We start from the raw sequence: 10952 nt of genomic DNA on the forward strand, positions 1-10952 counted from the left end.
CGCAAGGCCGTCCCTTCCGGCACGACGAGAAGGCCCGTCCTTCCCGGCACGAGAAGAAAGCCCGTCCCTCCGGCACAGGAAGAAAGCGCTGTCACACGTCTCGACATCGTTCCGCCCCCACCCGATCATGCAAAAGGGGATGTGACATGACCGTGACAGGAGACTCCATATGATCAAGCGCAGATCGGTGCTGACCGCGGCGGGCGGCGCACTCCTCGGCAGCGCGCTGGCCACGGGCACCGCTCGGGCCGATGCGACCATCGGGGTCAACCCCGGCGCGACGTACGGAAGTTGGGAGGGCTGGGGCACCTCTCTCGCCTGGTGGGCCAATGTGTTCGGCGCGCGCGACGACTTCGCCGACATCTTCTTCACCACCAAGTCCGTCGCGTACGGCGGAAGGACGCTGCCGGGCCTCGGCCTGAACATCGCCCGCTACAACCTGGGCGCGTGCAGCTGGAACAGTGTGGGCGGCACGACCATGGTCGCCTCCCCCAACATCCCCGCTTTCAAGCAGATCGAGGGGTTCTGGCAGGACTGGAACAACGAGGACCCCACGTCCTCCGCCTGGGACTGGACGGCCGATGCCGCCCAGCGGGCGGCCCTGGTCAAGGCGACCCAACGCGGCGCCGTCAGTGAGCTGTTCGCCAACTCGCCGATGTGGTGGATGTGCCTCAACCACAACCCGTCCGGCGCGGCCGGCGGCGGCAACAACCTCCAGTCCTGGAACTACCGCCAGCACGCCTCCCATCTGGCGAGCGTGGCGCTGTACGCGAAGAACAACTGGGGCGTGAACTTCAGCACCGTCGACGCCTTCAACGAGCCGTCCTCCAGCTGGTGGACGGCGACGGGCACCCAGGAGGGCTGCCACATGGACGCCGCCGTCCAGGCGGCCGTCCTCCCGTATCTGCGCAGCGAACTCGACCAGCGCGGCCTGACCGGCACCCGGATCTCCGCGTCCGACGAGACGAGCTACGACCTGGCGCGCACGACCTGGAACTCGTTCGGCTCGTCGACGAAGGCGCTGGTCAGCCAGGTCAATGTGCACGGCTACCAGGGCTCCGGCGGCCGCCGCGACCTGCTCTACACCGATGTCGTCGGCACGGCGGGCAAGAAGCTGTGGAACTCCGAGACCGGCGACTCGGACGCCACGGGCCTCACCCTGGCGAGCAACCTCTGTCTGGACTTCCGCTGGCTGCACCCGACCGCGTGGGTCTACTGGCAGGTGATGGACCCCAGCTCCGGCTGGGCGATGATCGCCTACGACGCGAGCACCCTCCAGCCGACCACCGTGCAGACCAAGTACTACGTGATGGCCCAGTTCAGCCGTCACATCCGCCCCGGTATGACCATCCTCGACACTGGTGTGGGCTACGCGGTCGCGGCCTACGACGCGAGCGCGAGGCGGCTGGTCGTCGTGGCCGTCAACTCCGGTGCCGCCCAGAACCTCACCTTCGACCTGTCCAGGTTCAGCCAGGTCACCGGGGGCAGCGGCGGTCTCGTACGACGCTGGAACACCCTTACCTCCGGCGGCGGTGACCTGTACACCGCGCGCACGGACACCTACCTCAGCGGCAAGACGCTGACGGTGCCCTTCGCCGCCGCGTCCGTACAGACCTTCGAGATCGACGGCGTGGTGGTCTGACCTTCGGCGGGTGTCCGACGCGCGGGGGACAATGCGGTCATGGACGTACGGAGGAGGTCGAGGCAGTCATGACCGCCATCACCCTGGTCCAGGGCGACATCACCCGGGAGAGCGCCGACGCGATCGTCAACGCCGCGAACTCGTCACTGCTCGGCGGGGGCGGCGTGGACGGGGCCATCCACCGCCGCGGTGGCCCCGCCATCCTCGCCGAGTGCCGTAGGCTCCGCGCCTCCCACTACGGCAAAGGCCTGCCCACCGGCAAGGCGGTCGCCACGACCGCCGGCAAGCTGGACGCACGGTGGGTGATCCACACCGTAGGACCGGTGTTCGCCCATGCCGAGGACCGCTCGGAACTGCTCGCCTCCTGCTACCGGGAGTCCCTGCGCGTCGCCGCCGAGCTGGGCGCGCGGACCGTCGCCTTCCCCGCGATCTCGACGGGGATCTACGGCTGGCCGATGGACGACGGGGCGCGGATCGCGGTACGGACAGTGCGCGAGAGCGCGGATCCGTCCGTCGAGGAGGTGCGGTTCGTGCTGTTCGACAAGAAGGCGTACGACGTCTTCGCCGAGGCGCTGGAGGCGCCGGCGGAAGGCTGAGCGGCGTGCCGGGTTCCGGAGCGTCGCCTTCGTGTCGGGCTCCGGAGGGGCGCCTTCCTGCGGTCTTTGGACGGGCGTCCCGCTTACCGCGCTCCGGTCGGCGCTTCCGGCCTGCGCCCTCATGCGGTTCACGGTAACTTGACCATGATTTTCGCGACTTCCACCTTCGCCTTACGTCCTGTACGGCGAAGGTGCCCTGCAGGCTGTAGGGCCGAAGGGTGGACGATGGCCACAACCTTGAACCTTCCGCACGTCGGCGCCGCCGCCGAACGCCACGGGCATCTCCCCGTGCGTCGCACCGCCGTCGCCCGTCAGGACCGGCTGGAGGTACGGCGGCCCTGTGTGCTGACCGGTCACGAGGCCGTACCGACCGACTTCCCTGCCGTGTGCTCCTCCGTCGCTCCCGCTGCCCAGGCGGGCCGAGAGGTATGAACCCCCTGTCGCCGGGCGCCGCCACGACGACCGTCAGCAGACGGGTCCCCCTGCAGGCCGCGGTGACGCTCGTGGTGGTGGTGTGCGCCGGCTGTCTCGCCCGGCGTCACTGGTCGGTGATCGAGGCCGGCGCCGATCGGCTGGCCGTCGCCGACCGCGGCTGGCTGCTCGTGGCGGCCGTGGCCACCACGGCGACCTGGGTGTGTTCGGCTCTTGCCCAGCAAGGGGCGGTGGCACGGCCGTTGCCCGCCGGGCGGCTGGTGGCCGTGCAGTTCGCGGCCTCCGCCGCCAATCACGTGCTGCCGGCGGGGTTGGGCGCCGGCGCGGTCAATCTGCGCTTCCTGACCCGGTGCGGTCTGCCGGTCGCCCGGTCGGCGACCGCGCTCGGGGTGAAGGCCACCGCGGGCGCTGTCTCGCGGTGTTTCCTGATCGCCGTGTTCGCGTCCGCGTGTCCCGGCGTGCTCCGCCTTCCGCACGTCTCCCCGACGGTGGTCGCCGTGACGGTCGGGGTGGTCGTGGCTGCCGTGGCTCTTCTGTCCGGCCCGCTGCGGCGCGCCCTGCGGGCCGTGCTGGCGGACGTCCGCGCCGTGCACGAAGTCCCGGCGCGGACGGCGGCGTTGTGGGGCGGCTCGGTCGCCTTCCCCTCGCTGCACGCCGCCGTGGTCGTCGCGGTCGCCCAAGCCCTCGAGCTGCCGCTGCCCCCGGCCCAGGTGGCGCTGGCGTACCTTGCCGCGAGCAGCGCCGCCGTGCTGCTTCCCACCCCCGGCGGAATCGGTTCCCTGGACGCGGCTCTGATCCTGGCCCTCACCTTGGTCGGAGCCCAGGGCAGCGCGGCGGCGTCGGCCGTCCTCGGCTACCGGCTGCTGACGATGTGGCTGCCGCTGCTTCCGGGACTGGTGACGCTGGGCGTGCTGGTGCGCCGCCGCGTGCTGTGAAGTGAACCGGTCACCGCGACTGCGGTGGTGACAGCTCCCGATTGACTACAATCCTGTCGACGGTCTGCTGAACTGTAGACGATGACCCGATGAGGATCGTTCCCATGGCCAGCGCGAAGGACGAACGCCGACTGGCGGGTGAGCTCGAAGCCTCCGTGATGGCAGTCCTTTGGGCCGCGGACGCACCGCTCACGCCGGGCCGGGTGCAGACGGAACTCGCCTCGGGACTCGCGCGTACGACGGTGACGACGATCCTGTCCCGGCTGCACGAGAAGGGGATAGCCGGCCGGGCGCGGCAGGGCCGCGGCTTCGCGTACTTCCCCGTCCAGGACCCGCACGGTCTCACCGCCCGCCGTATGCTCGCCGAGCTCGACCGGGACGAGGACCGCGGGACGGCTCTGGCCCGGTTCGTCGCCCAGCTCGGCCCCGACGACGAGCGCCTCCTGCGCGACCTGCTGGAACCGGGTGTCCGGCGGGAGTCGCCTGGGCGGTCGGAGCCGCGTGAGCGCGAGGAATCGGGGTGAGCGCGAGGAATCGGCTGAGCCGGTGAAGTCGGCTCAGCAGGTGGAATCGCTCAGCAAGGGGAAGCGGCGGAGGCTGGTGGAGGGGCGAGCGGAAACCTCCACGTCAACCTCCACGTCACTCGGACGCGTCGCTCAGCCCGAGCCGCAGATGCTCCACGTGATACACCGCCTGGTCGAGGAGTTCGGCGACGTGGTGGTCGTGCAGCGCGTACACGACCGACCGGCCCTGCCGCTCGCCGACCACCAGTCCGAGGTTGCGCAACAGCCGCAACTGGTGCGAGCACGCGGACTGTTCCATCCCCACCTCGGCGGCCAACTCCGTGGCGGGGAGCGGTCCTTCGCGCAGGCGGGCGAGGATCAGCAGACGTGAGGGGGTGGACAGCGCCTGGAGCGTGGTCGCCACCTTCGCGACGTTGGCCGCGTCCAGACGTACGCGCTCGGTGGCGTCCTGCGCGGCGGTGACGGCTCCATGACCCATGGACGTATCTTACCTACCACACATGAAGGCATGAATGAGTCTTCATGTGTTCCTGTATGGTGCCCGAGTGCCTTCCACTCTTGCCTCGTCTCCCGCCGTCGACGCACCCGCCGGGACGACCCCGCGCCGCCGCACCCGTGTCCTCGCGCTGCCGGAAGCCCGCTGGGCGCTCCTCGCGACCGCCGCCTTCCTGCTCGCGCTCCCGCCGCACCTCGCCGGGGCGCCCGGCTGGACGTACGGCCCGCTCTACGCGATCGCGTACGTCGCCGGCGGCTGGGAACCGGCCCTCGAAGGGCTGCGGGCGCTGCGCGAGAAGACCCTGGACGTCGACCTGCTGATGATCGTGGCGGCCCTGGGCGCGGCCGCGATCGGGCAGGTCCTCGACGGCGGCCTGCTGATCGTCATCTTCGCCACCTCCGGTGCCCTGGAGGCCCTGGCCACCGCACGCACCGCCGACTCCGTCCGCGGCCTGCTCGACCTCGCGCCCGCCACGGCGACCAGGGTGACCGCCGACGGCGAGGAGTCGGTCGCGGTGAGCCGACTCACGGTCGGTGATGTGGTGCTGATCCGCCCGGGCGAGCGGATCGGCGCCGACGGACGGGTTCTGGACGGCACCAGTGAGGCCGACCAGGCGACGATCACCGGCGAACCGCTGCCGGTGGTGAAGGCCCCGGGCGACGAGGTCTTCGCGGGCACCCTCAACGGCACGGGCGCCCTGCGCGTCCGCGTCGAGCGCGACCCCGCCGACTCGGTGATCGCCCGGATCGTCACCCTCGTGGAGGAGGCCTCGCGGACCAAGGCGCCGACGCAACTGTTCATCGAGCGGGTCGAACAGCGGTACGCGGTGGGTGTGGTGGCCGCCACGCTCGCCGTCTTCGCCGTGCCGCTGGCCTTCGGCGCGGACCTCACCGGCGCGCTGCTGCGGGCGATGACCTTCATGATCGTCGCCTCGCCGTGCGCGGTCGTACTGGCCACCATGCCCCCGCTGCTCTCGGCCATCGCGACCGCCGGACGGCACGGGGTCCTGGTCAAGTCGGCCCTCGCCATGGAACGCCTCGGCGAGATCGACACGGCCGCTCTCGACAAGACCGGCACGCTGACCGAGGGCGCGCCCGAGGTGACGGCCGTACGTCCGTCGCAGGCGTCCGGCCTCGACGAGGACGCCCTGCTGGCGTTGGCGGCCGCCGCCGAGCACCCCAGCGAACACCCGCTCGCCCGCGCGATCGTCGCCGCCGCCCGGACCCGCGGCCTGCGTCTCGCGCCCGCCGTCGACTTCACGGCGAAGCCGGGACACGGCGTCACCGCCACGGTCGAAGGCCAGGTGATCACGGTCACCCGCCCCGACGCCGACACCCCCGCCGACGCCGACAGCCCTGCCGACGCCGGCACGGTCGTCCTCGTGGCACGCGGCGGCGTCCCCGTCGGCACCCTCACCCTCACCGACCGCCTTCGCCCCGACGCCGCCGAGACCGTCGCCGCGCTCACCGCACTGACCGACACCTCACCCGTGCTGCTCACCGGCGACAACCCGCGCGCTGCCGCCGAGGTGGCTGACGCCACCGGCATCACCGACGTACGCGCGGGTCTGCTGCCCGCGGACAAGGTCGCGGCCGTACGAGATCTCCAACTGGCCGACCGCAAGGTCCTGTTCGTCGGGGACGGCGTCAACGACGCCCCCGCCCTGGCCACGGCCCATTCCGGGGTCGCCATGGGCCGGGCCGGCTCCGACCTCGCGCTGGAGACGGCCGACGCCGTCGTCGTGCGCGACGAGCTGGCGGCGATCCCCGCGGTCGTACGGCTGTCCCGTGCGGCCCGCCGCCTGGTCACCCAGAATCTCGTCGTCGCGGGTACGTTCATCACTGTCCTCGTCCTGTGGGACCTCCTGGGCCACCTGCCGTTGCCGCTCGGCGTCGCGGGCCACGAGGGCTCGACCGTGCTGGTCGGGCTGAACGGGCTGCGGCTGCTGCGGGAATCCGCGTGGGACAGGTCGGGCCTGGACCAGGGTCTCTGAGGGGCTTGGTGATCAGACCTGGTCCCGCCCAGGTCGGCGCACCTCGATGTCGGATTCTCGCCAGCCCAGCCCTCGCACGTGCCCGATGCTTGAGACATGCGGAACGGGATGCACACCGACACCGAGCGCTGTGTGCGGGCCGTCCAGTCGAAGGACGCGCGCTTCGACGGATGGTTCTTCACAGCGGTTCTGACCACGAAGATCTACTGCCGGCCCAGCTGTCCGGTGGTGCCGCCGAAGCCGGAGAACATGACGTTCCTGCCGAGCGCGGCGGCCTGCCAGCAGGCCGGCTTCCGGGCCTGCAAGCGGTGCCGCCCGGACACCAGCCCCGGCTCGCCCGAGTGGAACCAGCGCGCCGATCTGGTCGCCCGCGCCATGCGCCTCATCGGCGACGGAGTCGTGGACCGCGAGGGCGTACCCGGCCTCGCCACCCGGCTCGGCTACAGCACCCGCCAGATCGAGCGGCAGTTGCTGGCCGAGCTGGGCGCGGGACCGCTCGCGCTCGCCCGGGCCCAGCGCGCCCAGACCGCGCGGCTGCTCATCGAGACCACTCCGCTCCCGATGACCGAGATCGCCTTCGCCGCCGGGTTCTCCTCGATCCGCACCTTCAACGACACCGTGCGCGAGGTCTTCGCCCTCTCTCCGAGCGAGCTGCGCGCCCGACTCCCCAAGAAGCGGACGGCACTCACACCGGGGGCGGCGACGCCGGGCGTGCTGAGCCTGCGGCTGCCGTTTCGCGCCCCGCTCAACCCCGACAACCTCTTCGGCCACCTCGCCGCCACCGCCGTACCCGGCGTCGAGGAGTGGCGCGACGGCGCGTACCGACGCACCCTGCGGCTGCCCTACGGCCACGGCATCGTCGGTCTCACCCCGAACGCCGACCACATCGCCTGCCGCCTCACCCTCAGCGACCTGCGGGACCTGCCCGTCGCCATCAGCCGCTGCCGCCGCATGCTCGATCTGGACGCCGACCCGGTCGCCGTCGACGACCAGTTGCGCGCCGACCCGCTGCTCGCCCCGCTCGTCGACAAGGCGCCGGGCCGCCGGGTGCCGCGCACGGTCGACGAGGCCGAGTTCGCCGTACGGGCCGTGCTCGGCCAGCAGGTCTCCACGGCCGCCGCCCGCACGCACGCGGCCCGCCTGGTCACCGCGCACGGCGACCCGGTCGACGACCCGGAGGGCGGCCTCACCCATCTCTTCCCGTCCGCGGAGTCCCTCGCCGCGCTCGACCCGGCATCGCTGGCGATGCCGCGCACCCGCCGCACCACCTTCACCACGCTCGTACGCCAACTCGCCGACAACTCACTCCACTTGGGTGTCGAGAGCGACTGGGCGGAAGCCCGCGCCCGGCTCCTCGCCCTCCCCGGCTTCGGCCCCTGGACGGTCGACGTCATCGCGATGCGCGCCCTCGGTGACCCCGACGCCTTTCTCGCCACCGACCTCGGAATCCGGCGCGCGGCCCAGGAGTTGGGCCTCCCGTCGACCCCGGGAGCCCTGACCGCGCGCGCCGCGGCGTGGCGCCCGTGGCGGGCGTACGCGGTCCAGTATCTGTGGGCGACGGACAGCCACCCGATCAACTTCCTCCCCGTATAAGCCCTTTGCGCAATCCTTTTCAAGGACGTCCAGTGAAACAGCACACGGTCATCGACAGCCCCTACGGCCCCCTCACCCTCGTCGCCGACGACGGCGTCCTGTGCGGCCTCTACATGGTCGACCAGCGCCACCGCCCACCGCAGGAGAACTTCGGCGAGCGCGACGACACGCCCTTCGGCGAGGCGGCGGACCAGTTGGAGGCCTACTTCGCAGGCGAGTCCAAGGAGTTCACACTGGAACTCCGGCTGATCGGCACACCCTTCCAGCGCACGGTCTGGGACCAGCTGCGCCGGATCCCCTACGGCGAGACCCGTTCGTACGGCGAACTGGCCGTGACCCTCGGCAACCCGGGTGCCTCCCGGGCGGTGGGTCTCGCCAACGGCAAGAACCCCATCGGCATCATCGTGCCCTGCCACCGAGTGGTGGGCGCCGACGGAAGCCTCACGGGCTACGGCGGCGGCCTGGACCGCAAGCAGCGCCTGCTGGACTTCGAGCGAGGGTCCGCCCTTTTCTAGGGCCTGTCCGGCGGATCAGGTCGGAGGGAAGCGGCGGCGCCTTGTCAGCGCGGGTGAGCGGGGTCTGGTGCGTCGAGCTGCAAGGCGGAGGAGGGCGTCGACGCGATGGGGGTCCCCCCATTACCGTCTTGGTGGCCCCGCAATGGGGCGCCCGGCCTCCGGAGTTGGCATCACTTTCTCCCCCTGTCGAACGTATGGCCTGGGGGGTGGTGTCACCGGCTCCGGTGGCATCGACAGACCGCTGATTAGGGGCATGACCACCGGCTTGTTCGCAGGTCGGGAGGCTCTTCGTAATGTGGATGTGGCGATCGGTGCCGTGGGACGACCGGGCGGGAACGACCAGAGGACGCACGTGATAGACGTCAGCGAGATCGGCGCCTTCCTCGGCCTGGACGTCGGCAAGGGCGAACACCATGCCACCGCCGTCACCCCGATCGGGAAGAAAGCCTTCGACAAGCGGCTGCCCAACAGCGAGCCCAAGCTCCGGGAGGTGTTCGGCAAGCTGCAGGCCAAGCACGGGACCGTGCTCGTGGTGGTCGACCAGCCCGCGTCCATCGGCGCCCTGCCGCTGGCGGTGGCCCGTGACATGGGCTGCCCGGTCGCCTACCTGCCCGGACTGACGATGCGGCGGATCGCCGACCTCTACCCCGGCGAGGCCAAGACCGATGCCCGCGACGCCTTCGTCATCGCCGACGCGGCCCGCCTCATGCCGCACACACTCCGCTCGGTCGACCTCGAAGACGAGACCATCGCCGAGCTGGAGATGATCGTCGGATTCGACGACGACCTCGCCGGCGAAGCCACCCGCATCAGCAACCGCCTGCGCGGCCTGCTGACGCAGATCCATCCGCACCTGGAACGAGTCCTCGGGCCGCGCATCCAGCACCCGGCTGTCCTCACGCTGCTGGAGCGGTTCGGGTCCCCGTCCCAGATCCGCAAAGCCGGACGCCGACGGCTGATCACACTGATACGTCCGAAGGCCCCGCGGATGGCCGAGCGACTGGTCGAGGACGTCTTCACCGCCTTGGACGAGCAGACCGTCGTCGTCCCGGGCACGGATGCGGCCGCACTGATCGTCCCCAGCCTCGCCACCTCGCTGACCGCCGTCCTCGACCAGCGCAAACTGCTCGCCACCAGGATCGAGGAACAGCTGGAAAACCACCCTCTTTCCAAGGTCCTGACGTCCATGCCGGGGATCGGCGTCAGGACCGGAGCCAGGATCCTCATCGACGTCGGCGACGGCAGTTCGTTCCCGTCCGCCGCCCACCTCGCCGCCTACGCCGGCCTCGCCCCGGCGACCCGCAGTTCCGGTTCCTCGATCCGTGGCGAACAACCGTCCCGGCGGGGAAACAAGCAGCTCAAACGGGCCTTCTTCCTGTCCGCGTTCGCGGCCCTCGCCGACCCCGCCTCCCGGGCCTACTACGACAAGAAGATCAGCCAGGGCAAGCACCACACCCAAGCCATCCTCTGCCTCGCCAGACGACGAGCCGATGTCCTCTTCGCGATGCTCCGCGACGGCACCTTCTACGAACCACGTCCAGCAGCCGCATGAAAGGCAGGAGGCCTGACCAGCGCCTACCGGTTCTGCCCGGCGCCAGGCACGTGAACGGCCACGTCGTAGTTGCCGATCAGATCGGCAAGACCGCGCGGGCTCACGCCCTTCGCGTTCTGCTGCTCGGGATCGGCTCCGGCTTCCAGCAGTACCTGGAGCGTTGCCGGATCGCCGCGGTAGTTGAACACCGCGTTGAACAGAGCGGTGTTGCCGTTGCTGTCGCCGACGTCCACGGGCGCACCCGCCGCCAGGAGGATCTCTGCGGCCGGCGCAGCCTGGGACTGCGCGGCAAAATGCAGCGGCGTCATCCCCGCCTTGTCTGCAAGGCCCGGATCCGACCCATCCGCCAGGGCCGCCCTCAAGCCAGCGACGTCTCCATGCAAGGCGCCGTAGTGCACCAAAGTGCGACCCATCCAGTCCCGACCCTGATCCTCGTCCGCCATGACTCCCATCCTCTCCGAGCTTGACGGAAGAGATAGGGGCACCCCCCCGTGTTTCGAGTGAAGCCGAGAACTTGGGGGAGTCGGCAACCGACGACAACGCCGCAGATCGGCGTGCCAGGCCCCGCGTCTGCGGCATGATCCGCCGGACAGGCCCTAAGAACTCCTAACGAAATGATGTTCGAAGTGGTTGGATCACTCCGGGACCGTTGATCCGGGGGTGCGGGGTGGCTC

General features: G+C 70.8%; 11 protein-coding genes. 9 read left to right on the forward strand and 2 right to left on the reverse strand.

Features of this window, described 5'->3' with window-relative positions; translation table 11 throughout:
* The first annotated feature begins 169 nt into the window (after window positions 1-169).
* The 5 genes from ACX28W_RS40155 to ACX28W_RS40175 all read left to right on the forward strand — a co-directional run bounded on the left by ACX28W_RS40155 (window position 170) and on the right by ACX28W_RS40175 (window position 4129).
* The gene (locus tag ACX28W_RS40155; RefSeq protein WP_459005066.1) at window positions 170-1642 is read left to right on the forward strand and encodes a glycoside hydrolase; all 1473 of its coding nucleotides are present in this window, start codon (window positions 170-172) and stop codon (window positions 1640-1642) included.
* A gap of 68 nt (window positions 1643-1710) precedes the next feature.
* A complete protein-coding gene (locus ACX28W_RS40160; RefSeq protein ID WP_459005067.1) occupies window positions 1711-2238 on the forward strand; it encodes an O-acetyl-ADP-ribose deacetylase in 528 nt (175 codons plus the stop codon).
* A 225-nt stretch (window positions 2239-2463) separates the two neighbouring features.
* On the forward strand, window positions 2464-2670 hold the full coding sequence (locus tag ACX28W_RS40165; protein WP_459005068.1) for a hypothetical protein: 207 nt from the start codon (window positions 2464-2466) through the stop codon (window positions 2668-2670).
* Window positions 2667-3605, forward strand: coding sequence for a lysylphosphatidylglycerol synthase transmembrane domain-containing protein (locus ACX28W_RS40170; protein ID WP_459005069.1), 939 nt, complete (start codon window positions 2667-2669; stop codon window positions 3603-3605). Before ACX28W_RS40165 ends, ACX28W_RS40170 begins: the two co-directional genes overlap by 4 nt.
* A gap of 104 nt (window positions 3606-3709) precedes the next feature.
* Window positions 3710-4129, forward strand: a complete 420-nt coding sequence (locus ACX28W_RS40175; RefSeq protein ID WP_459005070.1) for a BlaI/MecI/CopY family transcriptional regulator — start codon at window positions 3710-3712, stop codon at window positions 4127-4129.
* 115 nt (window positions 4130-4244) lie between these two features.
* Here ACX28W_RS40175 and ACX28W_RS40180 read toward each other — a convergent pair whose 3' ends face one another.
* On the reverse strand, window positions 4245-4607 hold the full coding sequence (locus tag ACX28W_RS40180; protein ID WP_362074463.1) for an ArsR/SmtB family transcription factor: 363 nt from the start codon (window positions 4605-4607) through the stop codon (window positions 4245-4247).
* 34 nt (window positions 4608-4641) lie between these two features.
* On the opposite strand from ACX28W_RS40180, the gene ACX28W_RS40185 reads away from it, so the two are divergent.
* From ACX28W_RS40185 to ACX28W_RS40200, 4 genes are all read left to right on the forward strand, one after another.
* Window positions 4642-6618 carry a heavy metal translocating P-type ATPase gene (locus tag ACX28W_RS40185; RefSeq protein ID WP_459005071.1) on the forward strand — a complete coding sequence of 659 codons (1977 nt, stop codon included), beginning with the start codon at window positions 4642-4644 and terminating at the stop codon, window positions 6616-6618.
* Between the two features lie 96 nt (window positions 6619-6714).
* Complete coding sequence (locus tag ACX28W_RS40190) at window positions 6715-8211, forward strand: AlkA N-terminal domain-containing protein (RefSeq protein ID WP_459005072.1); 1497 nt, start codon at window positions 6715-6717, stop codon at window positions 8209-8211.
* A 32-nt stretch (window positions 8212-8243) separates the two neighbouring features.
* Window positions 8244-8726, forward strand: a complete 483-nt coding sequence (locus tag ACX28W_RS40195; RefSeq protein ID WP_459005073.1) for a methylated-DNA--[protein]-cysteine S-methyltransferase — start codon at window positions 8244-8246, stop codon at window positions 8724-8726.
* Between the two features lie 352 nt (window positions 8727-9078).
* Window positions 9079-10278 (forward strand): IS110 family RNA-guided transposase, encoded by a 1200-nt coding sequence (locus ACX28W_RS40200; protein ID WP_459005074.1) that lies wholly within the window; start codon window positions 9079-9081, stop codon window positions 10276-10278.
* A gap of 23 nt (window positions 10279-10301) precedes the next feature.
* On the opposite strand, the gene ACX28W_RS40205 is transcribed toward ACX28W_RS40200, so the two are convergent.
* Complete coding sequence (locus ACX28W_RS40205) at window positions 10302-10721, reverse strand: ankyrin repeat domain-containing protein (RefSeq protein WP_459005075.1); 420 nt, start codon at window positions 10719-10721, stop codon at window positions 10302-10304.
* Between the last annotated feature and the right edge of the window lie 231 nt (window positions 10722-10952).

The organism is Streptomyces sp. SD15 (genome assembly GCF_054462255.1).

Bases quoted from the DNA above. Each gene is read 5' to 3' on its own strand.
- ACX28W_RS40155 (WP_459005066.1), top strand. From the start codon at position 170: ATGATCAAGCGCAGATCGGTGCTGACCGCGGCGGGCGGCGCACTCCTC.
- ACX28W_RS40160 (WP_459005067.1), top strand. From the start codon at position 1,711: ATGACCGCCATCACCCTGGTCCAGGGCGACATCACCCGGGAGAGCGCC.
- ACX28W_RS40165 (WP_459005068.1), top strand. From the start codon at position 2,464: ATGGCCACAACCTTGAACCTTCCGCACGTCGGCGCCGCCGCCGAACGC.
- ACX28W_RS40170 (WP_459005069.1), top strand. From the start codon at position 2,667: ATGAACCCCCTGTCGCCGGGCGCCGCCACGACGACCGTCAGCAGACGG.
- ACX28W_RS40175 (WP_459005070.1), top strand. From the start codon at position 3,710: ATGGCCAGCGCGAAGGACGAACGCCGACTGGCGGGTGAGCTCGAAGCC.
- ACX28W_RS40180 (WP_362074463.1), bottom strand. From the start codon at position 4,607: ATGGGTCATGGAGCCGTCACCGCCGCGCAGGACGCCACCGAGCGCGTA.
- ACX28W_RS40185 (WP_459005071.1), top strand. From the start codon at position 4,642: ATGAGTCTTCATGTGTTCCTGTATGGTGCCCGAGTGCCTTCCACTCTT.
- ACX28W_RS40190 (WP_459005072.1), top strand. From the start codon at position 6,715: ATGCGGAACGGGATGCACACCGACACCGAGCGCTGTGTGCGGGCCGTC.
- ACX28W_RS40205 (WP_459005075.1), bottom strand. From the start codon at position 10,721: ATGGCGGACGAGGATCAGGGTCGGGACTGGATGGGTCGCACTTTGGTG.